Origin of the sequence: Mesorhizobium sp. WSM1497 (assembly GCF_001672455.2) — a bacterium.
GTDB classification, from domain to species: domain Bacteria; phylum Pseudomonadota; class Alphaproteobacteria; order Rhizobiales; family Rhizobiaceae; genus Mesorhizobium; species Mesorhizobium ciceri.
In genome coordinates this window covers 3,144,419-3,171,182 of the sequence record NZ_CP021070.1, presented here as the reverse complement: position 1 = coordinate 3,171,182, position 26,764 = coordinate 3,144,419, and the positions used below count along the sequence as shown (strand labels likewise).

Annotated in this window: 28 protein-coding genes; 9 read left to right on the top strand and 19 right to left on the bottom strand. The window is 63.2% G+C overall.

The features are described 5' to 3' along the window. Nucleotides 1-8: 8 nt before the first annotated feature. On the bottom strand, nucleotides 9-983 hold the full coding sequence (locus A9K65_RS15355; protein WP_064993979.1) for a LysR family transcriptional regulator: 975 nt from the start codon (nucleotides 981-983) through the stop codon (nucleotides 9-11). A gap of 15 nt (nucleotides 984-998) precedes the next feature. Then, complete coding sequence (locus A9K65_RS15350) at nucleotides 999-1,904, bottom strand: S1C family serine protease (RefSeq protein WP_013530631.1); 906 nt, start codon at nucleotides 1,902-1,904, stop codon at nucleotides 999-1,001. Nucleotides 1,905-2,097: 193 nt separating this feature from the next. On the opposite strand from A9K65_RS15350, the gene yghU reads away from it, so the two are divergent. Beyond that, nucleotides 2,098-2,964 (top strand): glutathione-dependent disulfide-bond oxidoreductase, encoded by an 867-nt coding sequence (yghU, locus tag A9K65_RS15345; protein WP_013530630.1) that lies wholly within the window; start codon nucleotides 2,098-2,100, stop codon nucleotides 2,962-2,964. An 84-nt stretch (nucleotides 2,965-3,048) separates the two neighbouring features. Here yghU and A9K65_RS15340 read toward each other — a convergent pair whose 3' ends face one another. Next, on the bottom strand, nucleotides 3,049-3,351 hold the full coding sequence (locus A9K65_RS15340; RefSeq protein ID WP_013530629.1) for a DUF1236 domain-containing protein: 303 nt from the start codon (nucleotides 3,349-3,351) through the stop codon (nucleotides 3,049-3,051). A gap of 619 nt (nucleotides 3,352-3,970) precedes the next feature. Beyond that, the gene (locus tag A9K65_RS15335) at nucleotides 3,971-4,267 is read right to left on the bottom strand and encodes an exopolysaccharide production repressor protein (RefSeq protein ID WP_245322067.1); all 297 of its coding nucleotides are present in this window, start codon (nucleotides 4,265-4,267) and stop codon (nucleotides 3,971-3,973) included. Between the two features lie 249 nt (nucleotides 4,268-4,516). Here A9K65_RS15335 and A9K65_RS15330 point away from each other — a divergent pair, with 249 nt between their 5' ends. From A9K65_RS15330 to A9K65_RS15315, 3 genes are all read left to right on the top strand, one after another. After that, nucleotides 4,517-4,804 carry a hypothetical protein gene (locus tag A9K65_RS15330; RefSeq protein WP_064994076.1) on the top strand — a complete coding sequence of 96 codons (288 nt, stop codon included), beginning with the start codon at nucleotides 4,517-4,519 and terminating at the stop codon, nucleotides 4,802-4,804. Nucleotides 4,805-5,767: 963 nt separating this feature from the next. Then, complete coding sequence (locus A9K65_RS15320; protein WP_013530625.1) at nucleotides 5,768-6,067, top strand: DUF1236 domain-containing protein; 300 nt, start codon at nucleotides 5,768-5,770, stop codon at nucleotides 6,065-6,067. A 107-nt stretch (nucleotides 6,068-6,174) separates the two neighbouring features. Further along, nucleotides 6,175-6,357: a hypothetical protein gene (locus tag A9K65_RS15315; protein WP_318014171.1), complete on the top strand. Its 183-nt coding sequence runs from the start codon at nucleotides 6,175-6,177 to the stop codon at nucleotides 6,355-6,357. Between the two features lie 304 nt (nucleotides 6,358-6,661). Here A9K65_RS15315 and A9K65_RS15310 read toward each other — a convergent pair whose 3' ends face one another. Next, nucleotides 6,662-7,213 (bottom strand): isochorismatase family protein, encoded by a 552-nt coding sequence (locus A9K65_RS15310; RefSeq protein ID WP_063168626.1) that lies wholly within the window; start codon nucleotides 7,211-7,213, stop codon nucleotides 6,662-6,664. Between the two features lie 111 nt (nucleotides 7,214-7,324). Further along, nucleotides 7,325-7,528, bottom strand: coding sequence for a hypothetical protein (locus A9K65_RS15305; RefSeq protein WP_024501727.1), 204 nt, complete (start codon nucleotides 7,526-7,528; stop codon nucleotides 7,325-7,327). Nucleotides 7,529-7,563: 35 nt separating this feature from the next. Between A9K65_RS15305 and A9K65_RS15300 the strand changes: the two genes are divergently transcribed. Both A9K65_RS15300 and A9K65_RS15295 read left to right on the top strand, forming a co-directional pair. Further along, nucleotides 7,564-7,653 carry a hypothetical protein gene (locus A9K65_RS15300; protein WP_081714185.1) on the top strand — a complete coding sequence of 30 codons (90 nt, stop codon included), beginning with the start codon at nucleotides 7,564-7,566 and terminating at the stop codon, nucleotides 7,651-7,653. A 204-nt stretch (nucleotides 7,654-7,857) separates the two neighbouring features. Next, a complete protein-coding gene (locus tag A9K65_RS15295; RefSeq protein WP_013530621.1) occupies nucleotides 7,858-7,956 on the top strand; it encodes a hypothetical protein in 99 nt (32 codons plus the stop codon). Between the two features lie 60 nt (nucleotides 7,957-8,016). Here the strand turns inward: A9K65_RS15295 and A9K65_RS15290 are convergent, their stop codons facing one another. Continuing rightward, a complete protein-coding gene (locus A9K65_RS15290) occupies nucleotides 8,017-9,213 on the bottom strand; it encodes a hypothetical protein (protein ID WP_064993980.1) in 1,197 nt (398 codons plus the stop codon). Nucleotides 9,214-9,251: 38 nt separating this feature from the next. Here A9K65_RS15290 and A9K65_RS35190 point away from each other — a divergent pair, with 38 nt between their 5' ends. Further along, the gene (locus A9K65_RS35190; RefSeq protein WP_013530619.1) at nucleotides 9,252-9,395 is read left to right on the top strand and encodes a hypothetical protein; all 144 of its coding nucleotides are present in this window, start codon (nucleotides 9,252-9,254) and stop codon (nucleotides 9,393-9,395) included. Nucleotides 9,396-9,406: 11 nt separating this feature from the next. Here A9K65_RS35190 and A9K65_RS15285 read toward each other — a convergent pair whose 3' ends face one another. From A9K65_RS15285 to A9K65_RS15225, 11 genes are all read right to left on the bottom strand, one after another. Next, nucleotides 9,407-10,177 carry an exodeoxyribonuclease III gene (locus A9K65_RS15285; protein ID WP_064993981.1) on the bottom strand — a complete coding sequence of 257 codons (771 nt, stop codon included), beginning with the start codon at nucleotides 10,175-10,177 and terminating at the stop codon, nucleotides 9,407-9,409. 6 nt (nucleotides 10,178-10,183) lie between these two features. Further along, a complete protein-coding gene (locus A9K65_RS15280; RefSeq protein WP_064993982.1) occupies nucleotides 10,184-10,828 on the bottom strand; it encodes an alpha/beta fold hydrolase in 645 nt (214 codons plus the stop codon). Nucleotides 10,829-11,037: 209 nt separating this feature from the next. Continuing rightward, complete coding sequence (locus A9K65_RS15270; RefSeq protein WP_064993983.1) at nucleotides 11,038-12,153, bottom strand: tetratricopeptide repeat protein; 1,116 nt, start codon at nucleotides 12,151-12,153, stop codon at nucleotides 11,038-11,040. After that, complete coding sequence (locus tag A9K65_RS15265) at nucleotides 12,150-13,055, bottom strand: Ku protein (RefSeq protein ID WP_024501732.1); 906 nt, start codon at nucleotides 13,053-13,055, stop codon at nucleotides 12,150-12,152. The genes A9K65_RS15270 and A9K65_RS15265 overlap by 4 nt, the downstream gene beginning before the upstream one ends. A gap of 419 nt (nucleotides 13,056-13,474) precedes the next feature. Next, a complete protein-coding gene (gene ligD / locus A9K65_RS15255; RefSeq protein WP_064993984.1) occupies nucleotides 13,475-15,967 on the bottom strand; it encodes a DNA ligase D in 2,493 nt (830 codons plus the stop codon). Between the two features lie 45 nt (nucleotides 15,968-16,012). Then, on the bottom strand, nucleotides 16,013-16,237 hold the full coding sequence (locus A9K65_RS15250; protein WP_027160830.1) for a hypothetical protein: 225 nt from the start codon (nucleotides 16,235-16,237) through the stop codon (nucleotides 16,013-16,015). A 224-nt stretch (nucleotides 16,238-16,461) separates the two neighbouring features. Then, nucleotides 16,462-17,643 carry a glycosyltransferase family 9 protein gene (locus A9K65_RS15245; protein WP_348629598.1) on the bottom strand — a complete coding sequence of 394 codons (1,182 nt, stop codon included), beginning with the start codon at nucleotides 17,641-17,643 and terminating at the stop codon, nucleotides 16,462-16,464. Nucleotides 17,644-17,742: 99 nt separating this feature from the next. Continuing rightward, nucleotides 17,743-18,966 (bottom strand): GNAT family N-acetyltransferase, encoded by a 1,224-nt coding sequence (locus A9K65_RS15240; protein WP_064993986.1) that lies wholly within the window; start codon nucleotides 18,964-18,966, stop codon nucleotides 17,743-17,745. A 12-nt stretch (nucleotides 18,967-18,978) separates the two neighbouring features. Further along, nucleotides 18,979-20,208: a GNAT family N-acetyltransferase gene (locus A9K65_RS15235; RefSeq protein WP_013530610.1), complete on the bottom strand. Its 1,230-nt coding sequence runs from the start codon at nucleotides 20,206-20,208 to the stop codon at nucleotides 18,979-18,981. A gap of 8 nt (nucleotides 20,209-20,216) precedes the next feature. Then, a complete protein-coding gene (locus tag A9K65_RS15230; protein ID WP_024501738.1) occupies nucleotides 20,217-21,524 on the bottom strand; it encodes a hypothetical protein in 1,308 nt (435 codons plus the stop codon). Further along, a complete protein-coding gene (locus tag A9K65_RS15225; protein WP_084015844.1) occupies nucleotides 21,521-22,690 on the bottom strand; it encodes a glycosyltransferase family 4 protein in 1,170 nt (389 codons plus the stop codon). The genes A9K65_RS15230 and A9K65_RS15225 overlap by 4 nt, the downstream gene beginning before the upstream one ends. A gap of 336 nt (nucleotides 22,691-23,026) precedes the next feature. On the opposite strand from A9K65_RS15225, the gene A9K65_RS15220 reads away from it, so the two are divergent. Continuing rightward, the gene (locus A9K65_RS15220) at nucleotides 23,027-24,196 is read left to right on the top strand and encodes a DUF1972 domain-containing protein (protein WP_064993987.1); all 1,170 of its coding nucleotides are present in this window, start codon (nucleotides 23,027-23,029) and stop codon (nucleotides 24,194-24,196) included. Beyond that, nucleotides 24,193-25,455: a cellulase family glycosylhydrolase gene (locus A9K65_RS15215; protein WP_064993988.1), complete on the top strand. Its 1,263-nt coding sequence runs from the start codon at nucleotides 24,193-24,195 to the stop codon at nucleotides 25,453-25,455. Before A9K65_RS15220 ends, A9K65_RS15215 begins: the two co-directional genes overlap by 4 nt. On the opposite strand, the gene A9K65_RS15210 is transcribed toward A9K65_RS15215, so the two are convergent. After that, nucleotides 25,418-26,764 carry a VpsF family polysaccharide biosynthesis protein gene (locus A9K65_RS15210; protein WP_064993989.1) on the bottom strand — a complete coding sequence of 449 codons (1,347 nt, stop codon included), beginning with the start codon at nucleotides 26,762-26,764 and terminating at the stop codon, nucleotides 25,418-25,420. The genes A9K65_RS15215 and A9K65_RS15210 overlap by 38 nt on opposite strands.

Here is a 26,764-nt window from a genome sequence, read left to right as displayed (position 1 = left end):
TGCTTCCGTCAGGAGTTGTTTGCAAACAAGGCCTTGGAGCGGTTCGACGATTCAAGTCCTGAACCAGCCTTGGCGGGCTGCAGGGCCGGCACCAGCGTGTCGCGCGCGGCAGTGAGCAATTGCTTAAGCGCCGGCAGCTGGACGCGCCGGCGGCGCCAGATCATCACCAGCGGCGCCGTCCGCATCTGGCCGGGCCATCGCATTTCGACGATGTCGCCGCGTGCGAGCGCATCCGTGACGGCCAGGCGTGGAACGAGGGCGAGCCCCGCGCCGGCCGCCACCAGCCGCGCAATGGCGCCGATGCTGCCGACCTCGTTGGCAAGTCTGGGTGCGGCAGCGCCCGCCTCGGCAAAGGCCGTGTCGAACATGTGTCGGTAGATACATCCGGGCTCCGTTGCCACGAACTGCAGTTCGCCAAGCGCGGCAAGGTCGCCTGGCACGCTGCCCTGCCCCGGAGCCGCGACCAGCACCAGCGGTTCGGCTGCTATCGTGCGCCTGGCGAAGTGTTTATCCGACGCGCCCTTCGCGAAATCACGGCGGTCGAAGCAGAACGCGACATCGATGTCGCCATCCTCCAATTGGCGCAGCAGCGCGCCGCTGCCCGCCACCTTCATCCGCACGGTGATGTCGGGATGGCCGGCCTGGAACCCGGGCAGCCAAGGCGCCAGCCTGGCCGACGCGATCGTCTCCAGCGCGCCGATGGTCAGGTGCCCGCTTGTCGAACCTACCGCTGCCTGCACGGCCGCGCGCGCCTCGCCGTCGAGCCGCAACAAATCCTCGGCGATGGGCTTCAGCGCTAGGCCTGCCGGCGTCAGCTCGAGACCGGACTTCGCGCGCGTGAACAGGGCAGCGCCAAGCTCGGCCTCGAGCGCCAGGATCTGGTCGCTGACGCTCGATTGCGCGAGGTTGACCACTTCTGCGGCGCGTGTGATGTTGCGGCTCCGCGCCACCGCAAGGAAGGTTTTGAGCAGTCTTGGATGCATCGCGTGGCTGACGCGCTATTGCAGCTGCGGCTTCTTCAGAAAACTGCCGCGGTCGGCGGACTTGACGCGCAGCCAGGTTTCGCGGCCGTCGCGCAGCACCCGCATCGGAATCTCGGCACCGGCCGAGCCGCTCTCCCACAGCTTGCGATAGAAATCGGCGAGTCCGTCGACCGCGCCGTCGCGGATGTCCGAGATGATGTCGCCCTGGCGCAGGCCAGCCTTGGCCGCCGGACCGCCTTCGGTCACGCTCATCACCACCACTCTGCCATCGCTTTCGGCCGACAGCGCGCCGAGCCATGGCCGCGGCGGCTTGGCCACCTGGCCGCGCGTCAGGAGATCGTCGAGTATGGGCGGCAACAGATCGATCGGCACCACCATGTTGATGTCGGCGACCTCGCCATTGCGGCTCATCTGCAGGCGCAGCGAACCGATGCCGAGCAGCGAGCCATCGGCGCCGAACAGCCCGGCACCGCCCCAGGACGGGTGCGCCGGCGCAATGAAGATCGCCTCGTCGAGCAGATACTCCCAATAGCCGGCGAATTCCTGCTTGGTGACGATCCTGGCCTGCACCGACTGGCCGATGCCGTCGGCCAGCACCACGGCGTCGCCGATCCTGGCCTTGCCGGCATCGCCCAGCGCCACCGCCGGCAGGCCGAGCGGCGCCAGCGCCTGCACCAGGCCGAAGCCCGATTCCTGGTCATAGGCCAGCGCGTGCGCGGGGATGACGCGGCCGTCATGGCTGGTCAGCCAGACCTCTTCCGCTTCGGTGATGAGATAGCCGATGGTCAGCACCAGCCCGTCATTGCGAATGACGACGCCGCTGCCTTCCCTGAGCGTGCCGAGCGCCCCGGCCGTAAAGGCATCTTCGGGAACAGTGGCCCGCACGGCAACGACCGAGCGCGGATTGGGATTGATGGTCATGCTTTTGTCCTGGGTGGGCTTTGGCGACATCTTCTATAGGTATGCCACGCAGGAGAAGGCGCAAGGGTAAGGAAGCCCAATTGCCGATGTTGGCACTGCGGGCATCGATAATAGTTCAACGCAAGTTGAACTTACACATCCGCAGCCCTAGTTAATGGCGACCTGCCATCCTTCCCCGACACGAGGCCACGAAATGACCGACTACACACCGCCGAAAGTATGGACCTGGAACAAGCCGAGCGGCGGAGCCTTTGCCAGCATCAACCGGCCGATCGCCGGGCCGACGCATGACAAGGAACTGCCTGTCGGCAAGCATCCGTTGCAGCTCTATTCGCTGGCGACGCCGAACGGCGTCAAGGTCACCGTCATGCTGGAAGAGCTTCTGGCGCGCGGCCACAAGGGTGCCGAATACGATGCCTGGCTGATCCGGATCAACGATGGCGACCAGTTCGGCAGCGGCTTCGTCGAGGTCAATCCAAACTCCAAGATTCCGGCCCTGATGGACCACAGTGGCACCACACCGGTGCGCATCTTCGAATCCGGCTCGATCCTGGTCTATCTCGCCGAAAAGTTCGGCGAATTCCTTCCGACCGAACAGCCGGCCCGCGCCGAGGTGCTGTCCTGGCTGTTCTGGCAGATGGGCTCGGCGCCGTATCTGGGCGGCGGCTTCGGCCACTTTTATGCCTATGCGCCGGAAAAGTTCGAATATGCCATCGATCGCTTCTCGATGGAGGTGAAGCGTCAGATGGACGTGCTCGACCGCCGGTTGGCCGAGACTGAATATCTCGGCGGCAAGGACTATTCCATCGCCGACATGGCGGTGTGGCCCTGGTATGGCGGGCTGGCACTCGGCCGCATGTACAATGATTCCGGCGAGTTCCTGTCGGTGCACGAGTACAAGCATGTGCAGCGTTGGGCGAAGGCCATCGACGCCCGCCCGGCGGTCAAGCGCGGCCGCATGGTCAACCGAGCTTTCGGTGAGCCTGCCATGCAACTGCATGAACGCCACGACGCCAGCGATTTCGAGACCAAGACGCAGGATAGACTGGCCGCCGAATAGGCCATCGCGGGTCGCGGCAAAGGAAACCCGCCCCGACGCGACGTTCGGGGCGGGTTTTTCCCAAGGTCCAGTACTGCGGGATCCCTAGTGCAGCACTTCAACAATCTGGCGGGTCTCCGGATCGACGAGGACCGTCTGGTCGTTGATCACCGCGACGCGGTATTTGACGTCGGGCACCTCACGCAGTTCGACCGTATCCGGCACCGACGAGCCGAGCTTGAGCTCGACGCCCAGAAGGTTCACCGAGGCAAGCGGTTCTCTCTTGATGTATTCGCGAACGACTGTCTCCTGCTCCGGCTGGACAACGACGACGTTTTCCGCCAGCGCCGCACCAATCCCGCCCATCAGGACGACGGCGGTCGCCGCGCTCGTAAGATAAAGTCTCATGGCCATCTCCTAGTGATAACTGAATTCCGCCCTCCATAAAAACTCCACCGCTGCCATGCGGTTCCATCGTAACTTCAGAATTGAAGATATTACGATTGCAGCCTGGATATTGATTGGTTGCTGATCAAACATTCGGCAGACAGCGTTCAAGAGTTTGAGAACTTGCACAGATAGGTACGGATATTTAGAGGAAGAAAATTCAATCTGAGCACCAGTGCGCCAAATCGGCCGCGCATCCGCCTCTTCATCTGGACGATTTGAAAGGCTCCGGCACGAAAAGGGCTCGCCCCGCCGGGAGCAGAGCGAGCCATAACAGTACCGATGGAGGCGGCAACCTCATCGACACTGCCAGAGAACGCGAAGCATCAGCACTTGTTCCCAACCTGTCGGCCTGAGCACAATGCGGAGCGGTCGCGCATGCGTCCTGTTCCCATGATAACGCTGGGCCGAAATCTCCAGCAGGGATATGCTCAGAAGGCGCCGTCTCAGCGACCAAACACCTTGCCGTCGGTCGTGATCGCGCTGGTGGCGACGTTCCCCGAGTTTGCCCGGGCGAACGCGCTCGAGTGGACGGCCTGGTATGGAAACGCCATTCCTGATCGGTCCCGGTCACCCGGTCTCAAAGCTGGACACCGTCGCGATGCAATGGCGGAAAGGCGTCTACCGGATCCTGGCTCGGCACGATGTCATGTGCGCGCCTGAAGATCAGCCTCACGACGAGCACGAAGTAGCCGACCTGCAGGACAAGCAGCGTCGCTATCGTCCAGGCAAATGCCTCCCAGAAGGAGCCGGTGGTCATATAGGTCCAGACCGCGACGATGACGGCCGTGGCTGACATTCCTACCAGAAACTGTCCAAAATACATGGTTTCCAAAACCGTCGAAACCGCGCCGGCTCCAACCAGTCCCTGCCTCATTTCATTTCCCGCGGACAACATTTCATTATTTTAGCAACTTCGCAAGTAAGGGGTCAGTCGCCGCAATGCGTTCTCCATTTGCGCGGCAACTTGGCAACTGTGCGGGCCGCGGCCGCGGTGCTGGCGGGGCTGGGCTGACACGCCAGCCGTCGACAATCCAGAAGCACGCCCGGTCTTTGCACTTCGGGTCCGGAACAAACGCCGGCACGCCGAGTTTCGCCTCCAGTTCTTCAACGATTGGAGGCCAGCATGGCACCTCGCAACAAACCAAGCGCCGACATCGAAGATGACGCACCGAGGGCGGATGGGCCGACCATCGAGCAGCAGGATTGGGATGCAATCAAGGGCGGCGAGATCCTGCCAGAGTCCGCGCCGGAAAACGGCGACATACGTTACGGCGTCGAAAAAGACGGTGATCTGCCGGACGAGGACGACGATAACGCGTACCAGGACAGCGACGACGCCCTCCCCGATGATGAGGAAGAAGCCGCAATCACGCACGATCAGACCCGAGAGGGCGGATTCGACGAGACGTGAGCTATTCGTCGCCCGAGACATGACTGCCTGTTGTTGAACTTGCCAAAGCCACATTTTCCATGCCCGGTTCGCGGGCGATTTTGCTTGGCCAGCTAAGTTTTCCGCCCAGGCAATATATCAGGTTTACCTAAAGTAACGGAACATCCAAGGGACATTATCGGAACTGAACAAGGCCCCTTGGACCTTTGCGCTCGGCAGATAAGACCTTGGTCCTACAGGAAAAAGCAAAAGCCCAAAGTGACCGATTGAGGCTTCCAACCAGGGAACATCGGGCCTCGCTTGTCGTTTGTCGCAGAACTCGGCACCGCCGGGTGTCTGGAGAACGCCGCGATGGCCCACCGATCCACCATCATCAAGACAGGCTATGGCCCAGGAACGGCGATTGCCGTGCTCATGGTTGGATTGACGGCGGTGGGCATCGTGTTCCTCATTCTCGGCAGTTCGCTTTACTTCAGCGAGCAGCCTACGGATCAACGTGTCTTGTCTTCGCCGCCGGCTCGATCGATACACACGGCCCGATAGCCGAGCGGCAAACTGGACGAGCAACTGCTGGACGATAGCGACGAGCAGGCCGGCGTATGGTGAAGATAGAGGGTTCGCCAGGCGCCGAAGCGGCTTGCGAACCCTCTCAGCGCAGGAAGGGACGTTGCTGCGCCGATCGACGACATGTCAGCCAAGGACTATTCCATCACCAGAAAGGTAACGGCTGTCGCGAAAATCGGTGCGAGCAACCAGCGCGCTTGGCCAACACTTTTGTCCATCTGTTTCTCCGAATTCCGGGAGACAAACAGCCGTGAACAGAGAGCCGTTCCCGTCGGTAAGACCAATGCGCTCTCGGGCCAGACTTAAGTCGCAGACAGCATCCGACCGAAGCCCAATCTGAGGAACATTTTCAGTTGGCTCAAGTTCAGTTGCCGTCAGCGTTGGACGATCTTGTCATGCTGACTCGCAAGGAGAAACAGTATGAAAATGCACCTAACGGGCGCCGCAGCGGCGCTGTTGCTGTTGGCCGGAGTGGGCGCCGTTGCCGCTCAGGACGTTGTCATCCAGCCTGAACAGGACACGGTCATCCGCGAGTATGTGAAGAAGCAGCCCCTCGCTTCGGTCAAGATTCCCGGCGTGGAACTGAATGTTGGTAGCGCGTTGCCGGATACGGTCGAGCTTCATGAGATCCCCGACGTCAAATACCGCTACGTGGTGGTCGACAACCGCACCGTCCTGGTGGATCCGGGCACCCGCAAGATCGTCAAGGTCTACGACTGAACTTGGAATTGTCCCAAACCCGCCGCCAGCCATGGCGGCGGGTTGCCCATGTCAGTTTCCAATCAGGACGAGTGAAGATGATAAGCAAAGCTGTGACATCCCCTGCTTTGGGCGTTCGCCTGGCCGATCTCCAGGCCCGGATGCGCGATGCGCGGGTGACGGATGCCGAAATGAAAACCTTTCAAAAGGTCGCGGCCATCATGGAAGATCGTCACGGCCGGATCGATGGCGACGACCTGATTGCGGTGTCGTTCCTCGCCGATCCGGTGCAGCACCGGCAAACGCCTTGAACGACATTTCCAATAACCAGCAGACTTTTTGACTCCCGGACCGGGAAAGCGCGCCGAAAGTCTCAGCCGAATCCGCCCTTTTGCTCCGGCCTATTCCGCTTTCGCGGAAGTTTCGAGCGGCACGCAATGTGCAATGTTGCTAATGCGGCGGTACGAGCCGCCCTGGTTGACGCGGGCGCCCGAGCCATCCCAACAATGCGCCCCCCCGTCCGCGTCGACCACGGCAGGCGCCCGGCGCTGTCTTCCCTCGCGAAGTCCTCAAGCCGGCCTGCCTGATAATGCGGCCTGCGGCGACGTTCGGGCTTCAGCCGCCGACAAGCGCCTTTGTGGTCACCAGATTGACGCCGGCCTCGGCGAATTCGCCATTGTGCCTGACGATGACCTGCTCGGCACTCTCGCTGGCATTGTCCAGCGTGCTGTGCGCATCGGACACCACGGTCACGCCGAGCCCTCTGGCGATCGCGCCCTTGACCGTCGCGGCCACGCAAAAATCGGTCTGCGCGCCCAGGAGCACGACAGCACCCGCACCCTGCCCGGCAACCCAGTCGCCGAAAGCGGGATTGCTGAAAGCATCGCGCACGGATTTGGCAAAGGTCGGCTCGTCCGCAGCTTGGCCAAGTGCGGGCCAAACCGGCCAGCCCGGCTGATCCGGTGCCAACGGATCGCCTTCGGGTCCATCATGCCTGACAAATGCGACCTTGCGCCCGCCGCCCCGCGCCCAGTCGATCACCGCTTTGGTGCGCTCGACTATGCCTGGCGCATCATGGATCGGCGGTTCGTGCACGCCGTCGAACATACCGGTCTGGAGATCGATGACGATGAGCGGCGCGTTGTCTGGGAGGCTGGATGCTGGCATGGGCTTTACATAGCACGGCGGACAAGGTGATCAAGATTTGCTCATTCCGACGCGCCGGCAAACAGCACGACGCCGTCACCGCCGTCGGGCGGCCAGTCGCGGGTGGTGCGATCATTGCCGCCAGTCAGCACCGCGGCGGACGCCCGCATAGATCGGGCCGGTCTTGCTGTCGAACAGCGCGATCTGGTGGCCGGTGTCCATGCCCCATAGCCGGGCCGTGCCGTCGAGCGAGCCGGAGGCCAGGCGCTGGCCGCCAGCCGATAGCGCCAGGAGGGCCGCCGTCGGCGCCCGGCTTGGTTGACACATGTCGCGCATCTGCCATGCTCGCCGAGAGTTCAGGAGAGAACACCATGAAGAAGACTTACGCGAAGCCGACCTTCGTCAAGAAGGGCAAGCTTTCCGCCGTCACGGCAAACGCCCCGAGCAGCGTCACGCTTTAATCCGGCGCATCTCTGGCGGATCGCGCCGGCGCTGGAGAGCAAACTCCAGGTGCAATGGGTTTTGGGATGGCCCGAAGCAAAGAATAGGGACCCTGGCCCCTGGTCGCGCATTGTTGGGTTTATTGTTTGTTGCTTTCAGCTCGCATGGTTGACAGATGGCCGCAGTATGGCATCATCAGGCTGGGATTTTAGGAGAGTCTGAAAATGAAGAAGATTTATGTGAAGCCGTCGTTCTTGAAAAAGGGCCGTCTGTCGGCGGTCACAGCGTCGAACGGCGCCTCGATTATCATTGTGCCGGGCTGATCGTAAACGTAACCTGATTGAAGCGGGGCGAAATTCGCTCCGCTTTGGCATGCTCAAATCTCAGCGTGTCAGGACCAAATCGTCCACGACCATTTGCCAATAGTGCTTCGTCGACAGGCGAACACGCGTTACAGCTTTGAGCATCGGGGCATAGTGCAACGGCGTCAGCGCCGACAGCGTGATCTGATCGCTTGCAATCAGCTGCTCGCCAAGCCAGCTTTCGATCAGCGCCACCTCCCCTTCCGACGCCAGCCAGGCGGCGCTCAGCATGACCGAGTGAAAGCCGAACGGCCGTTCGCAGCTGAATTCGGCAGGCAGCCCGCTGCTGGTGTAGAGCACATGGTCACCGGAGACGTTGCCATTGACATAGCCCTGGCTGTCCTTGGTGTAGTCGCGCGCCATCGCATTCAGGTTGCGCCACGCCAATCCGGCATGACCGGCCGGAATTTTCCTGAAGGTGCGCGACGTCACATCGTCGAAACCGATCGTTTCGAGAGCGGCATCAGTGGCAATGCCGGCGCGTTGCGCGGACAGCAGGCCGAGATCCGCCGAGTAGGGCGACAGCGTCAGCCGCCGCTCCAAGCCTTCGCCACTGATGCTGACCGTGTCGGCTTCTTCAGCCAGGTCGAAGCTGAAGACGGCACCCGGCGCCAGTGTCCGCGCCTCCAGGACGTGCCCGTCCCCCGACACGGAGAGGGTCGCGGGTCCATCGCCGGCAACGCGCCCGCTGACGCGGCGCGGCGGCGCCAGACCGACCGGCAGCAGCATCTCCTGTGATACCATCCCGGCCGGCGAACCCGGCAGCGGCAGGAAGTGTCGGGACTGAATGTCGTTTTCGCTTTTCGCCTGCCAGCCGGGCGGCACCGAAACCACAAAGCGCCAGTTGCCCGGCTTGCGGATCACGGCCTTTCTGCTTTTCACCGACATGGGGAAATTGGCAAAGCCGGCATTGTTGGTGCGCGCGGACGCGGCGAGCTTGCCGGCTTCGTCATACAGCCGCACCATGATCCCGGCCATCGGCCGGTCTCCGGCGCCGTATTTGCCGTCGCGATCGACATCGAAATAGACGAAGGACGAGTAATTGAGCATGCCCCCGCGGCCGCTCCAGTCGGTGCGGGCGGCATAGTCGGCAGCCGGATTGGTCAGCCGCCGTCCCTTGCGGCGGCTGCGCTTCCGCCACAGCCGCCAGGACACGACAGCTGCCGCAAGCACCACAATGGCGGCGAACAGTATCTCGACAGCGCCCAAGTCAGGCATGGAGCCTCCTTTCACAGATCTCGTGGAGGATTGCGTTCATGGGCGATCCGGCTGCGTTGGAATACTTTGCCGACAGGTTATTGCATGTCGGCCAAAAGCGAACCCCGGTTTGGGACAGCGACATGCATCAAGACAAAAGACTTAAAGCGCGTTGCATGGATCCGTTCAAGCGCGACGCATGAAAGCAGTCGCCTTACTTCAATTCCACCCACACCGGCGCATGGTCGCTGGCACCGTCCTCGCCGCGCACGTCGCGATCGATGCCGGCCGCGGTCAGGCGGCGTGCCAGTTTCTTCGACAGCAGGATGTGATCGAGCCGGAGGCCCGCATCGCGCGGCCAGCGGTTGCGGCGATAGTCCCAGAATGTGTAAAGCGTTTCCTTCGGATGCTTCTTGCGCAGGGCATCAAGCCAACCCTGGTCGAGCAGGCGCCGGAACGACGCCCGGCTTTCCGGCTGCACCAGCGCGTTGTCGTCATAGGAGCGGGTGGCGTAGATATCGCGCGGCTCGGGCACGATGTTGTAGTCGCCGGCCAGCACCACCGGCAGGCCGGTGTCGAGCAACTGTTCGGCATGCGCCTCCAGCCGCGCGTGCCAGGCGAGCTTGTAGGCGAATTTCGGGCCGGGCTGGGGATTGCCGTTCGGCGCATAGAGGCAAGCGACGACAATGCCATTCACCGCCGCCTCGATGTAGCGGCTCTGCCTGTCGGCTTCGTCGCCGGGCAAGGCATCGCGGGTCAACACGGGCTCGGCACTCCGCGCCAGGATGGCAACGCCGTTCCAGGTCGGCTCGCCCTTCCACACCGCGCCATAGCCGGCCGCCGCCAATGCCGAGCGCGGAAACTGCTTGTCGCGTGCCTTCAACTCCTGCAGGCACACGACATCGGGCTTTGCCACAGCCAGCCATGCCAGCAGGTTTTCAAGCCGGCTGTTGATGTTGTTGATGTTGAAGGAGGCGATCTTCATCGAAGGTCAGGAAGCGATCCGACCCGACCACGCCTTGACCGTCTCGGCCAGCGTCTTCAGATGATCGGCGGTCGAAAACCCCGAAACACTCTTGCGAGGCTTGAGATCGTGGTCGCCGTCCTCCAGCCAGATCACCTCGATGCGATCGGAAAGGTCATAAGTCGCAACCTCGTCCCTGGTGCCGAACTCGTCTCGGGTGCCCTGGAAGATCAGCGTCGGCGTCTTTAGATCGGCAAGGTGTTTTGTGCGCAATTGCTCGGGCTTGGCCGGCGGATGGAAGGGATAGCCGAGGCACAGCAGTCCTGAAATCTCGCCCTTGGCAAACATCTCGTCGGCAACCATCGAGGCGACGCGCCCGCCCATCGACTTGCCGCCGATGACGAGCGGGCCGGTCACGCCCTTCGCCCTGAGGTCGGCTATCGCCTTGATATATTCCGGGTTGACCGTCTCGGCCCGCGGCGGCGGCTTGCGGTGGCCATAACGGCGGGCAGCCATATAGTGGAACTCGAAGCGGGCGACCTGGAAGCCGGCTTCGGCCAGTGCCTTGGCTGTGGCGGTCATCGAGGGAGAATCCATCGACGCGCCGGCGCCATGGGCGAGCAGGATGGTGATGGGCGCGGTGTCGGGACCGTCGAAGAGAAAGGTGGTCATGGAGCGGCCTCGCTGGAGAGGTCGAGTTCCGTCACACCCCCCTCTGTCCTGCCGGACATCTCCCCCGCAAGCGGGGAGATTGCGCGCTCAACCGCTTTCGCCAATCTCCCACTTTGCAAGCAGGAACGGGACGCCCAAGCTGCCGATCTCCCCCCTTGCGGGGGAGATGGCCGGCAGGCCAGAGGGGGGTGTTCAAGCGCCAGCATCCCTCACCCCGCCGTCCGCGCCAACTGCAAATCCACGAATTGCACGCCCTTGGCCGCCACCCGCGACCACTCCGACTCCGCGTCGAGCTCAAGGTAACGCACCCACAGCCGTCGCGCCTCCGGCAGATCGCCGGCGTCGAATTCGAGCCGGGCGAGGTTGAACACCGGATCGGCATAGTTTTTGTCGAGCGCGATCGCTTTCTGCAGGTGCCTTCGCGCCGAGGCCTCGCGGCCCTGCTCGCTCATCAGCCCAGCGAGGTTGAACCAGGCCTCGACGAAGGCCGGATCGAGTTTTATCGCATTGATATAATCGTGCGCGGCGTCCGCCGCGTGGCCGCCGGCGCGCAGGCAGTTGGCGCGGTTGAAGGCGGCAATCGCATCGCTCGGATCGATGGCGAGACAGCGCTGGTAGAGTGCGGCTGCCCCATCATGGTCGCCACCCTCCTCCGCCGCTTCGGCCTCGGCAAACAACTCTTCCAGTGTGTCGTCGCCTGCCGAACCGGCGCTGCCCAAATCGAACAGAAGCTGTCCGTCGAGTTCGCTCTGGCCGCCTTCGAGATAGATCGCATCGGCGCGCCCATGCTGCGAGCCGACATTGAGCGACTTGGCGGTCAGCGACGCCACCGGGCCGGAGCGGTGGACGGAGCGCGCGATCGCCCCCCATGTCGCGCCGCCGGCGACGAGCCCGGCATATTTGCGCGCCAGGATCAGGTCGCGGAAGGAATAGGGTTCTGCGTCATGCTCGAACGCATCGAACAGTGACAACAAATCGAGCTCGGCGCCGGATAGCCGCGACTGATCGATCAGCGATTGCCGCGACAGCGAAGACGCTTCCGGTGTCTTCATCAGTCCGAGAAGGCGCAGGAACCCGTTCTCGCTGAGGAGCTTGTGCCCGGCCGCGCGCTCGGCGGCGACACGGCGCTCGATCTCGGCATCGCCGTTCCTGGAGAGCCCGGCCTTAGCAAGCAGCGTGCGGCCGCACACGACATGCGTGGTGCGCCTGGTGACGCCGCGCCGCAGCTGGCCGCGCTGGCGTTCGACTTCACGCGCGGCCAGTCTGAGCGGAAACGCCGCCAGCGCGCCGATGGTGCCGAAAACAGCGCCGGCCGGTGCCGTCATTTCTTGCTCTTGCCGACCGCCTTCAGCAGATTGGCCTTCAGCGGATTTTCAGCAGCACCACCCGCTGCCGCTTTCTTTGCAGCTGGCTTGGCAACCTCGTCGGCCTTGCTCTTCGACTTGGCTGGCGGCTTCGATTGCGACAGGCTCGCCTTCAGCGCATCCATCAGATTGATGACATTGCCGCGCTCCGGTGCCGCCGCAATAATCGGCTTGTGGCCTTTCAGCTTCTCGCGGATCATCGTCATGAGTGCCGCCTCGTAGCGGTCCTCATAATTCTTCGGATCGAAGGTGGTTTCCTTCTGCTTGATCAGCGCTTCGGCGAGCTGCAGCATTTCGGGGTCGGGCTTGCCAGCTGGAATATTGCCAAAATATTCAGCCGTCCCGCGCACTTCGTTCGGGTTCCTCAAGGTGCACACGAACATGCCGTTCTCGCGCGCGCCGATCGTCACCACGCGCTCGCGGCTCGACAGCACAAGGCGGGCGATGGCGAGCTTGCCGGATTTGCGCATCGCTTCGCGCAACACGGCGAAGGTTTCCTCCGCCATCGCGCCGTCGGGCGCCATGTAGTAGGGCGCGTCCTGGTAGATGACGTCGACCTCGTCCTCGTCGACGAAGGCCTCGATGTTCATCGTGTGATTGGATTCGATGCGCACCGCGTCGAGGTCTGCATCATCGATGATGATGTACTGCTTGTCCTCGTATTCGTACCCCTTGACCAGATCAGCACGCTCGACGAGCCCTAGTTCGGGGTCGACCGGCTTCATGTTGATGCGGTTATGGGTCTTCTTGTGCAGCTGGTTGAACGAGATGCGCTCGCTGGCGCTGGTGGCGGGATACAACCGCACCGGACAGCTCACGAGGCTGAGTTTGAGGTAACCTTTCCAACTTGCCCTAGGCGCCATGAAACACTCCTACGCGGTCATGCACTGACAAAGACCTGCAGCGCTTTCGTCCGAGGACGATTGAGGCTGAGCAAATCCTACACCGACCGCACACAATACCGGCAAATCCCTGACGAAATCTTCCGCCATGCATTTGAGGTCGTGGACAGAGAATAATTCAAATTGTTGGAAGCGTCGATGGACTGGAATTTGAAACGCTGGCGGGACAGCGCCCCCCTCTGTCCTGCCGGACATCTCCCCCTCAAGGGGGGAGATCAACAGCTTCGGCGTCTCGCCCACTTCAGCAGCGTTGCAGATTAGCGGAAGCCCGGGTAGTGGCCAATCTCCCCCCTTGAGGGGGAGATGTCCGGCAGGACAGAGGGGGGCGCCACGGATCGCGGTGGTCCTTGTTCTGCAACTACTTACTTCGTCTTCTGCAACTACTTCGTCGCCCCCGAGACCACCGGCAGATCCCGCGCAAACTTATCAATCTCCGCCCACGGATCGCCCGACGTCGCCAACAGCCCCGGCAGCGACGAATAATTCAGATCCTGCGGCGCATCGATGGATTCGAGGTCGCTCCAGCTGACCGGCGTCGAGGCCGGCAGATTGGTGCGGGCGCGCAAAGAGTAAGGTGCTGCGGAGGTGTGGCCGCGCGCATTGCGGTGGTAGTCGATGAAGATGCGCTTCTTGCGGTTGTCCTTGCCCATGGTGGTGGTGAAAGTATCAGGCGCCGTTGTCGCCAGATGCGTGGCGATCGCGCTGGTTGCCTGGTGCAGTTTCTTCCAGTTCTGCTTGCCTGTCACAGGCACCGTGATGTGGATGCCGCTGCCGCCGGAGGTCTTGGCGAACGGCACCAGCCCCAGGCGCTCCAATTCGTCCTTGATGTGCACCGCGGCCTCGACCACCTCGCGCCAGTCGATCCCTTCTCCCGGATCGAGGTCGAGGACGATCTGGTCGGGTCTGTCGAGGCTGGCGCGGTGGGTGCCCCAGGTGTGGAACTCGACGACGCCGAACTGCGCCAGCGCCAGATACCCTTTCGCGCCTTCGACCGAGAGATAGGATTTGGTTTCGCCCTCGGAATTTGTCGCCTCGAATGTCACCACCGAGGGCGGCATGCCGGTGAAGGCGTGGCGCTGGAAGAAGCAATCCTTCGGCAGGCCGGTCGGGCAGCGCACCAGCGACACCGGCCGGCCGAGAATGTGCGGCAGCATGAAATCGCCGACCAGCGCGTAATAGACGGCGATGTCGAGCTTGGTCGGGCCGGTCTTGCCGAACAGCCGGCGCGTCGGGTTGGTCACCCAGATGGTGGCAAGGTCAGCCTCGGCGATCAGCCGCTTGCGTGTCGAGGATACCGGCGTCGACAGGCCGACATCCCTCAAACCGCGGAAGACGCCGTGGCGCAGTGCGTTGTCCGCTGTGCGGTTGGCGTAGTGGATGCGCGCCGACAGCAGCGGCCGCACCCAGTTCATCTCGCGCATGATCTCGCGCGGAACGCCCTCGGGCGCGGTGGCGCCTTCCCGCAGCGGCTCCAGCCTGGCGAGCAATTCACCGGCTGTGGCGGCATCGAAACCGGTGCCGACCTTGCCGCGATAATGCAATTCACCGCCCTCGAACTCTGCCATGCCGAGCGCCGCCAGCCCTTCGGCCGCATCGGAGATGGTGAAGCCGGCGATGACGAAGTCGTCCGACAGCAGCGCCTTGGTCTTGGTCCAGCTTTTGCTTCGGCCGCTCTGATAGATGGCCGTGGCGCGCTTGGAGACGACACCCTCCAGCCCCAGTTCCGACGCCTGGTCGTAGAGCCCCTGCCCCGAGCCCTCGACATGGTCGGAGAACTGGATGGCGGAATTGGCGCCGAGGCCCGACAGCATCTGCGCGAGCAGCGCCTTGCGCCGGACCAGCGGCGCCTTGGTCAGGTCCCAGCCGTCGAGATGGAGAAGATCGAAGGCGTAGAAATGGAGCTTGCTGCCGACGCCCCCGGCCAGCGCATCCTGCAGCAGCGCGAAACGGCTGATGCCCCGGGCGTCGAGCACCACGATCTCGCCATCGATGATGGAGTCGCGGCACGGCAGTTTGGCGAACGCATGCGGCAGGTCGCCATAACGCTTCGTCCAGTCGATGCCGCCACGGGTGATCAGCTTGACCGCGCCCTCAGTGAGATGCGCCATGGTGCGGTAGCCGTCGAATTTGATCTCGTGCAGCCAGACTTGTTTGGTGTCTTCGCCATCGGGCGGTTTTGGCACCTGCGTCGCCAGCTGCGGCTCGATACGGGCAAGCATGGGGGCCTTGAAGGCGCCCGGCAGCGTGCCGGGCTTCAGCGATCCCTGTCTGGGCGCGGGTTTGGCGGCGGGCTTTGCCGGCGCCGCCAGCTCCTCGATGCGCAATCCGGATTTGACGCTCTCCGGCCGGGCCGTGAGGATGTCAAGCGCAGTGTCGGCCGCGAGGTCGCGCTCTTTGAACAGCAGCCAGTTCTTCTTGTTTTCGTCCTCGCCGGGTTTCGGTTTCAGCCGGGTCAGCATCCAGCCGCCATTGAGCTTGTCGCCGGCCAGCCGGAACTTGAAGGCGCCGGTGCGCAAGCTCTTTTCGACATCGTCCATCGGCGCCCAGCTGCCGGTGTCCCAGACGATCATCGGCCCGCCGCCATACTCGCCTTCGGGAATGACACCCTCGAAGTCGATATATTCGAGCGGATGATCCTCGGTCTCGACCGCCAGCCTTTTGTCGGCCGGATTGAGCGAAGGCCCGCGCGGCACCGCCCAGCTCTTCAAGACATCGCCGACCTGCAGTCGCAGATCATAATGGTCTGCGGTGGCGTGGTGCTTGTGCACGACGAAGCGGTTACCGTCGCTGCTGACGAGCCCGCCAACCGGTTCCGGCGTCTTGGCGAATTCGCGTTTGGCGCGATAGGCTTTGAGCTTTGGTGGAGTCGTCATCGCAAAGATCGAAGCACGGCGGCCAGGAACAAGCCAGTCACGCTCTCAATCGTCAGCGGCCGGCGTCAACTCGAGCTCCGCCGGCGACAGCCCTTGCTGCAACTGGCTCAGCCGGAATTCGTCGACCCAATAGGCCTCGCCATCGACCAGAACCCGGGCTTGGTAGGTGCCCTCCGAAAAACGCTGCTCGGTGATGTAGACCTTGTGACGATCGAGCGCTTTGCGCACCGCGGCGCGTTTGGAATTCTGACCTGTGACGGGACTGAACATGACACTGCCCTCGGTCGCCCTGACACGCAACACGGCCGCTGTCGGCGGCCTTGCGACTGGCTCCAAGGATGCCGGAGACGAGGTGTCCTGTCAATTTCGTGGCAGTGCAGGTTGCAGTCCGGTTAAATTTTGCAGTCTTTTGAAGATGCTCGGGTCTCGGCCTGAATCACGATGTGAAGCGCGGGAAGACGAAGCCGCGCGTGATCGCGCCTGTTGCCGCCAGCCTACGAAGCGGCCGGCATACCCGAATGAGTGGATTTTCGGACTTCCCCGATGAGATCGAGTGTCGCTGCCGCGACCTCGGCAACCTGAAGCCGCTGCACACAATAGACCCCACCGGGGTTGTTTTCTTTACAAACACCTGGAGCGATGCATGGACAGGGCATGACCGGCTGGAGCGTCCGGTTCGGGACACCGAACGGGCCCCATTGCTCAGGCGACGTCAGGCCGTACAACCCCACCGCTGGAGTTCCGACAGATGCCGCGATGTGCATCGGGCCGCTCTCATTGCCTAGAAAGATTGATGCTTCGGCCAACAATGCCGTCAGGACTTCAAGCGAGGCCTTTCCGACGACACTGGCGACCGGCGACGCTGCCACTTCAAGGATCCTTTGCGCGGCAAGCCCCTCATCCGGCCCACCAACGAGCAGAGATCGCAACCCGGTTTTGGCGTATACCTCGTCGATGACCGCAGCAAAATGTTGCGGCGGCCAACAACGTCCTTCGAACCTAGCGCCGGCATGCACGGCCACATATGACTTCTTTGCCAAAGCGTTTTCCGCAAGAATCCTGGCACACTCTTCCTGGGCGGTCCCGTTCGGCTGCAGCCGAGGCGTTGGGTCCGGACAATCCAACCCAAGCGCGTGGAGTGGAGACAGGTTCCTGTAGAGATAATGGGGGCCGCCCTGTCCGAAAGTCGCGGCGAGAACGTTTGCAAGCTGGATTTCCCAGAACTTCATCGGATGCTCGGAAGGATCGAAGCCGACGCGAAGTGGAGCGCCGATCAAACGATGCATTATCCGCGAGGTTTTTGAATCGGTAAGGTCGATGCTAAGATCGAATTTTCGACGCCGCAGATCAGAGATGACGCCACGATAGTCGCTCAAACGCTTGAGCAGAGTCCTTCCTCTGCCGCGGGATTCAAAGCCAACGGCAACATCGGCGATCCCTTGCGCGACGATGAACTGCTTGAGTCCCGGCGCACAAAGCATGGTTACCGATGCTTGTGGATAAGAAAGACGCAGATTGCGAACCAAAGCAGATGTCAGAACGACATCTCCAATGTACTTCGTTTGAATAATGAGGATGGAACGAATCCCATCTCCTAAACTTGCATTCATCGAGATGATCTGCCGAAAACGCCAATTTGAGAAAATCTGCCGACGACACTCATTTCTGAACGTCAAGCGCGCTTTCAAATATAGAGCCAACCAACCCTGTCAACAACCTTGCCGGCCTTGGTGCCTCTTTGCATCGGTCGTCGGCAGGACCGGCAACGCTCGTCCTCAGTCCTTCAATCGCCGCAAGCGGCGCGTCAGGCCCTGAACGGCTTTGAGCAGCCGGGGGCGCGACCGCGTCATGCCTTCGACCCGGCTGCGCAGCAGAATGGCTGCGTTCGCAGCCCTGCCCCGCACCGTCACCGGTTCGCAGATCTCGGCCAGAACCGAACTCGCGGCACCAATATGTTGCTTGTAGCCCTGGCCGCCGACCGACAGGTCGAAATAGTCGAAGCCCCGCTCGCATCCCCACATCATCAGCTTGCCCATCGTCGTCAGGCCGGGTGAGACATTGGCGACCGCATTCTGGTCGATGCCCAGCAGGAGGGCGTGAAGTGTGCCTTTTCTGACCAGCACATAGATGGAGGCGAGCCAGGCTTCACCGACGCGTAGACCGAAGAGCCGCACCGATCCATTGGACAGACCTTGCAGCGCCGCGGCGCGGTAGAAATCGACGACCGGGACCTGCGTCAGGAGATCGAAACGCCCAAGCTCACGAAAACGCTTCAGCCGCAGTTCCAGCAGCACATCCAGGAGCTCCTCGGTCAGATCCGACGTGTCGGCCTCGACCAGAGCGAGGCCACCAAGCTGTTCGAAGCCGCGGCAATGCTTGCGGAAGGCCTTGGCAAAGGACGGCTTGCAGATCCGCTTGATGAGCGTCTCCGGGTCGCCATGCAGGACGAGGCCGGAGGTGACCTGGATGGAGTCGCGCGCCACCGAAAGCAGTGCCAGCGGATTGACCAGGCCGTGGATCTGCTGCGGGATCCCGGCGATATGGATGCGATCCGCCGGTGGCAGAACGGCACGGACCGCCGCCCACATGGCGTCGGCACTCTGCCTGGTCCACGCTCTCCCATCCGCCAGCAGCGGCACCGAGTAGTCGCACACGCGGCAGCTCAGCCATTCGATGACGTGGTGGCCGAGGGCCCGGCGCCGCATCAGCGGCAGCAGCATGGCCGGCGCGCCGGTCACGGCGTCACTCACCTCGATGACGACCAGGTCCGCGTCCTTGGGCATCAGCCGTGCGGCGATTCCTTCGACCCAGGCATAGTGCTGATGGGCAGTGCAGACGCCGTGCGCCTCAAGCAGCAGCCATAGCAGCCTTACGGTGTCGAAACTGGTGTGCAGCCGAGCCGTGAAGTGCGCGGTTGCATCAGCGTTGGCGACAGTCGGGGAAAACCGCCCACCGGGCAAATCCCTTATCGGAGTCGTTCGCGCCGCGTAGCTTGCCACATGCTTCTCCCGTCATTCCGATCCCCCACGCAGGCGCCGCAAGTCCCGCATCAGTCCCTGGAGCCTCTTCAGCAGCCGAGGTTTGGAGCGCACGAACACCTCGGTCCGGTTGCGGACCTCGATGGCTGCGCTCACGGCGCTGCCTCGCACCGTAATCCCGTGGCAAAGCTCGCGCAGGCCCGAACCCACGGCACCCATATGTTCCTTATAACTCTGGTTGCCGACCGACAGGTCGAAATAATCGAAACCGCGGCCGCGCGCCCAGCTCATCAACTTGCCCATGATCAGAAGTCCCGGCGAGACATTGGGCACCGCGCCCTGATCGATTGAGATCAGCAGAGCATGAACGGTGACTTGATGGATCAGCAGGTATTGTACCGCGATCAGAGCTTCACCAACACGCAACCCGAAGAGCCGCACCGATCCATCCGACAGGCCCTCGAGAGCGGCGTTTCGATAGAAGTCGACAGCCGTCGCCTGCGTCAGCAGGTCGAAGCGGCCCAGTTCGCGAAAGCGGCTGAGCCGCATCCGGACCAGGCCGCCGAAGATGACCTCCACCAGGGCCGGCGTGTTGGCTTCGACCAGTTCCACGTCGCCAAGCCGTTCGAGGCGGCGCCAGTCCTTGTTGAAGGCCTTGACGAAGGATGGCCGGCATAGGCGCTTGAGCACGGTTTCCGGGTCGCCGTCGATGGCGAGGCCGAAGCTGGTATGCAGGGAATCGCGCGTGGCTGCGAGCAAGGCCAGAGGGTTGGCGACGCCGCTGATCGATTGCGGAATTCCCGTGATCTGGATGCGGTCCGCCGGCGGCAGCACGGAACGCACCGCAGCCCACGCGGCCTGCGCCGATTGCATCGTCCACGGGCTGGCATCGGCCAGCAGCGGTGCCGAATAGTCGCAAACGCCACAGCTCAGCCATTCGATCACCCGATGGCGGAAGGCCGGCCGCCGTATCAGCGGCACCAGCATTCGCGGCGCGCCCGTCACGGCATCGTTTACCTCCACGATGAGCAGTTCCGCACCTTCCGGCATTAGCCGCGCGACGATCCCCTCGGCCCAGGCATAATTCTGGTGGGCGGTGCACACACCGTCCGCCTGGAGGCGCAGCCAGAGCGGCCTCACCGCTTCCAAGCTGGTGTGGAGCCGCGCCGTGTAGGCATCGATGGCGACGACGGTGGCCGGATGGGAGGACTGGCCATCGGGCGAGCCGGTCACCGCAGCAATTTGCACCGCCTGGACTGCCATGTTTTTTCCTATCGCTTTGCCGTAGCGAACGGCAGCGTCCGCCGCCACGCGCCCAACCGGCTGTCGCGCGCCTCATCGGGATGCTCGATATTCCACATGCGGTGATGCGCGAAATACCACGATGCCACGAGCACGAACATCTCCGAGACGGCGGAACCCAACAACGCCCACGGCGGAGACGCGATTGCCAGCAGGGCCGCGATCAGCGCCAGCCCGACGACCGCGCCGCCCGTGGTGATGAACGCGACGATCCGAAAATCGCCGAGTATCTCAAGCACGATGCGGGGCATGATATAGAGCATGATCGGGACAAAATTCGCGATCACGAAAAGCCCGATGAACCAGGTCGAAGCGTCCTGGAGAGCCTGGGATTTTATCATCGGCAGGACGAACATGATCGCACATCCATAAGCAAGGCCGCCGAGCCCCATGACGAGCGCCCAGATCTTGGCCTGCGTCCAGACACGGCCTGTTTCATTGTTCCGCATCAGCCTGGCGAGATCCGGCTGCGTCATGTTGACGAATGCAAGGCTGATGATGCGCAGCGGAGCAAACAGCACCAGAACCGCCGCCAGCGGTGCGTAGGCGGCTGGCCCGGCAATGCCGGCGACCAGCAGCGCCAGACATTGACCCTGGATGTTGGTGGTGGTCGCGCTGAATGCCGACCAGCGCAGTTGGGGCCAGAGCCTGACATAGCGTCGGCGCGTCGGCATGCGGAAGCTGATGCGAAGCGAGCGCCGAGCCAGGCGGACCAGGACGAAAATGCCGAACACATTTGCGGCTGCAAGTGCATAGAATACGGTCTGCAGCGGGTCTTGGACCAACCAGATCGACAGCCCGGTCAGGACACAGCCGGCGACTGTAAAAGCGCCATCGCTGATGGAGACGACAACCTGCTGGCGCCGTGCGAAGAAAGCCGTGCGCATATGGCTGCGCAACGACCAGGCACCGACGAAGCAGCCGGCGGCAATTCCGCTTGGATCTCCAAGGACATGCATCAGAACAGCCGTGCCGACGGCCATCAGCAACGCCACGATCAGCGCCGCCGTTCCGAACGCCACGTCATAGGTATCGACGCCGGCGCTGTTGGTGCTCTTGCTCATCCAGATGCTGGCGGGAACAGCGGTGAGCGACCTGATATAGGACAGGCCGACCCCGCCCATCACCATGCCGATGGCGAAGAGGCCGTAGCCCTGCGCCGACAGCATGTGCAACAGCATGATGTTGAGGGCGAAATGAAAGCCGCTCTGCATCGCCTCGCCGCCGATCATCAGCACGAGGCGTCGAACCAGATGGCTCGGAAACGCTAACTTCACGGCCGTGTCTCCGCTGCGCGGGCAGCGGGCGCCCTGCCCGGCCGCGCGATGGTCGTCTTCAGCTTTTCGGCGGCGATCGCGGTGATCGCCGCGGCCGCGACCGGCTCGCTGAAGATCGCCTCATAGCGCGCGCGCCCGGCAGCGACAAACCCGCGCCAGGCCTCAGGGGCGAGGATGATCTCCTGCAATTTCGCGCCAAGAGCTACTGCGTCGCCGGGCGGAACATGCCAGCCGGTCTGCCCGTCGCTGACCACTTCCACCAGCCCGCCGATCGCCGACACAAGCGGCGGCCGGCCATAAGCCATCGCCTCGATGGCGACGCGGCCCAGCGATTCCGGACGCCGCGACGGCACGGTGACGATGTCGGCCCAGCGATAATGCTCCGAGGGATCGGGAATGAAAGGCAGGACTCCGACGCGCCCGGCAAGCCCCATGGTTTCGACCAGTCCGGCAAGCGCACGCTCGCGCTCGGTGCTTTCGAAGGCGCCGCCGACCAGCCTGACCTCGACCCTCGCCTGGAGTTCTGCCGGCATCGAGGCGATCGCCTCCAGCAGGACCTCCTGCCCCTTGATCCGGTTGATGCGGCCGAGCAGCAGCACCCGCAATGGGCGCTTGCCGTCATACGTCATTGGTTCGACCGCCGCCGGCCCGGCAACGCCGTTGTAGACGACATATGCGCGCGCCGCCTTGGGATCGCCAAACGCGGCGCGTGTCGCGCGCGAATTGAAGATCAGATCCGCATGGCTCCAGCGCATCAGGCCGACAAGTACCCTGCGCATGGCGCCTTCGGGGATTTCGTGGATGTGCAGGACGGCCTTGTAAGGCAGCAAGCGCGCGGCCAGCGCATAGTCGGCAACGATCGAGGTGTTGACATAGACGAGGTCGCAGGCCTTGAGGCGCCGCCACGCCCTGAACACGGCAACCGGCAATCGCGCCATCTCGACTGTCGCAAGGCGCGCAATGGCCTGGCGCCTCAGCACCCAGAGCGGTTCGAAGACGATCCGGCTGGCATGCGCTTCCAGGATCTGGACGATCGGCCCGCTGCGCGGCAAGACCACCTCGATGTCGGCCGACGGAAACGCGGCGCGCAGCGCAGCCACGCTCTCCGCGAAGCTGCGGTCAGAACCATAGAGTTCATAACCCTGATGAACGCAGGCAATCCGCATCTTTGTTTCCCGCCGGGTGCTACAACCATCGCGCTGGGCGATTGTGGCAGAACCCCGTCCGCAAGAATCATGCCTGGTTCGATATGTCCAACTATCGGTTCGATATGTCCGACTGCCGGCCGTACGCCCCTGGCATTGCTTCGTTTCGATACAGCTACGCACAGAAGGGTTGACCGAGAATGAAACAACCACCGGGTTCAACACCGTTTTTTTACAACCCCGCGCCATGATCCCCTCCCAGGATACCGAAATCGGAAGATGGCACGAAAGTTGCGGTCTGCTCATTATAAATTAAGCAATATCTAATATATGAGATGTGTGAAAGTGCCGCCGGCCATGAAACCAGAAAAGCCCGCCATTCTAATCCTGGGGACCCGCGGCATACCCGCGGCCCATGGCGGCTTTGAAACCTTTGCCGAAAAACTGGCGCTGTTTCTTGTCGGGCGCGGCTGGAAGGTCGGCGTCTATTGCCAGGATGAGGTCGAGCGGATCGACCAGCGGGTGCGCAGCGAAACCTGGCGCGGCATCGAGCTCATTCACATCCAGGTCGCCTCCAAGGGACCGCGCGCGACCCTGGAATTCGACTGGCAATGCGCCCGCGATGCTGCCAGGCGACAGGGCGTTTGCCTGGTGCTCGGCTATAATGGCGCGGTCTTCCTGACCTGGCTCAGGCTGAAGCGGCGCAAGATCTTCACCAACATGGACGGCATCGAGTGGCGTCGCCCCAAATGGGGGATGGCGGCGCGAACCTGGTTCTGGCTCAACGAATGGATCGGCGCTTGGGCCTCGCATCGGCTGGTCGCCGATCATCCCGCCATCGCCGATCACCTGGCGACGCGCCGGCCGCGCAGCGCCATCGCCACCATCGCCTATGGCGCCGATCCGGTGGCATCAGCGCCCGAGGCGCCGGTCCGGGCGCTCGGCCTCGAGCCCGGGCGTTATCTCATCTCGATCGCGCGCATCGAACCCGACAACAACATCCTGCCGATTGTCGAAGCCTTTTGCTCCACCAAGCGCGACATGAAGCTGGTGGTGCTGGGAACGCTGTCCGACGACATCCCCTACCATGCCGCCATCCGCAAGGCGGCGAACGGCTCGGTGGTCCTGCCGGGCGCCATTTACGACCAGGCAACGGTGAAGGCCCTGCGCTTCCACGCCCGCGCCTATCTGCACGGCCACACGGTGGGCGGCACCAACCCGTCGCTGGTCGAGGCGCTGGCGGCCGGCAACATGGTGATCGCGCATGACAATCCCTACAACAGGTGGACCGCAGGGGCTGCGGCGATCTACTTCACCGACAAGAACAGTTGCGCCGAGCGGATGCAGCAGGCGCTGGACGATGATGCCCTGGTCAAGGCCTGCGGCGTTGCCGCGAGGGCGCGGGCCCGCGAAGCCTTTCGCTGGGACGATGTCCTGCTCGCCTATGAAAACGAGGCCTATCATCTGCTCGGCATGACCGCCGCCAAGACCACTGCGATGGATCACGCATCGCCAGGAACCGTATGATAGGCTGGTCGCGCCGGCGGGTGCTGCGGACCGCGCTGTCCACTGCAGCGGCTCTCGGCTCGCTCCCGGTCGCACCAATCGCTCGCGCCGCCGCCGAGACGCGGTTTCGGCGCGGCGTCAACGCCTGGCCCTGGTTCTCGCTGACGCGTGAATTTCCCGCACCCCGCACCGACTACGGCTGGCCGCCCTTCCAGTCGCAACGGCCGGTGCCGACCCCAGACGACCTGCGTCGGTTGCGCGAGACCGGGCTCGATTTCATCCGCTTGCCCGTCGATCCCGGCCCTTTCCTGGCCGCCGACGCCAAGACGCGCAGTCAGTTGCTGGACATGCTGGACGCCGCCGTCACCGCCACCCTCGACGCCGATCTTGGCATCATCGTCAACATCCAGGCCAACGCTGCCACCCATTACTGGAACCCCGACCGCATGGTCTCCAGCACCGCCGCACCCGCTTTCGATCTCTATCGCGGGCTGGTCGGCGAGCTTGCCGGCAGGCTGGCGCGGTTCCAGCCCGGCAGGGTGGCGCTCGAGCCGGTCAACGAACCGGCGCAGGCCTGCGCGTCGAACGTCTGGTTGCAAATCCAGCTCGCGCTTCTGACCGCGGCAAGGGCATCGGCAGCGACCCTGCCGTTGGTCGTCACCGGAGGCTGCGGCTCGATGGTGAGCGGACTGACCGCGCTCGATCCGGGCCCGCTGTCGCCCTTCGAGCCGATCCTGTTCACCTTCCACTTCTATGAGCCCTATCTGTTCAGCCATCAGGGCGCGCCCTGGATGCGCGAGCCGGTCTATCGGTCGCTCAACAATGTGCCGTGGCCGGCATCCGCCGGCTCGCTGCAACAGACGCTGGCATCGGTCAGGGCGCGCATGGCGCAGGACACCGAAACCCCTGAAGACGCCAAGCAAGCAGCCTATGCCGAGACCGAGCGTGTGCTGAAAGTCTATTTCGACGCCCAGCCCGACCGCTGGTTTGTCGACAAATATCTTCGCCAGGTCCGCGATTGGGCCGACGGCCATGGCCTGGCGTCGGAACGCATCATCATGGGTGAGTTCGGCGCGCTGCGCACCGACGCCCGCTATGTCGCCGCGCCCAACCCGGATCGCGGGCGCTACATCGCCGATGTCAGGCGGAGCGCCGAGGAACTCGGCTTCGCCTGGGCACTGTGGGATCTCTTCGATGGCATGGGCATGATGGACGACACCACCCGGGCGCTGGACCCCGATATCATCGCGGCGCTTGGTCTGACCATGCCGGCGGACTGACCGGCCTGAACGCTGCCCGCGCCGGCCGGTAGAGCACCAATGCCAGCACCACGAACTTGGTCAGCAGCGTCGTCTTCGACGCGACGCTTTCCGAAGTGTTGATCAGGATGACCCAGCCCAGCATCGGCAGCCAGATGCCGGGATGGCAGCGGCGCGCCACCTCGAACAGGAACAGCACGAAGCCGAACGTCAGCAAAAGGGTGAAGAAGGCGCCCTGATAAAGGACCGTGCGGATGATCGGGTTCTCGATGCCCTGTTCGAGACCGTTGATGCGGCGCAGGCTGTCGATCAGGTCGACATCCGGCCCCACGATCAGATCGCGCAATTCCAGGTGCTTGAAGAGCTCGAACATCTCGACCCGGGCATTGGCGCTGCCGCTGTCCGACACGAAGCGCTCCAGCAGCGCGTCGAAAAAGCCCAGATATGCCGCCACAATGATGACGACCGGCAGCAGGGCGGCGAGCATGAAGCCGAGTGCCGCACCCAGGAGATTGACGCGGCCCTGGCGCAATTTGGTGATGCCCTGAAAAAGCAGGTAGCAGCCGCCGAGCACCACCGTCGTCACCATCGCCGTGCGGCCGCCGAAGGCGACGAGTGCCGCGCATTGCAGGCCGATCAACCCTATCCGCACAGGCATCGACAGGGATCTGGCACCGGAGAGCAGCGCAAGCACATAGATCGACGTCACCATGGCATTGGCAAGCGGATGCCCCTGCAGCGCGCTCGAGCGCAGATCGGTGGTAAACGCCACGCCGTCGAGGCGATAGGGGAAGATAAGCGTCTTGGTGGCGAACTCGAAAAGGGCAAGCAAGGCATTCGCCGTCATGACCACGTGGACGACGGTCTGCAGTCCGGCGAAGGTCCGTTCGTCGTCCTCGCTGAGCATCAGCACGAGAAGTGCCGCAGCCACGAACGTATCGATCATGCCGGCCATACCGGGCCGCTGCCTGGCGATGACGACAACCAGAAGCACGATCGATATGGCGGCCATCAGCGCGCTGGCCGGCCGCCTGTCGGCGAGATGGACGATATGGCCGACCGGATTGCCTGATGCGCAGGAGCGCCAGGCAAGCAGCAGGACGATGAGATAGGTGGACGGGTGGATCTTGGTCGCCGGGTTGCCGAACAGGCCATCATAATTGTAGCCGACCAGCCACAGCATGCCCCCCGAGATGCTGAACAGCACCGCCACCGCCGCGATCAGTCCGAAGCGCGTCAGCGCATCGACCGAGGTGCCGGAGATGGGCGTGCCGGCGCGGGGTGCGGCAGCACCATGGTTCGAAGCGCTTGCGCTCCAACTGGCCGCCAT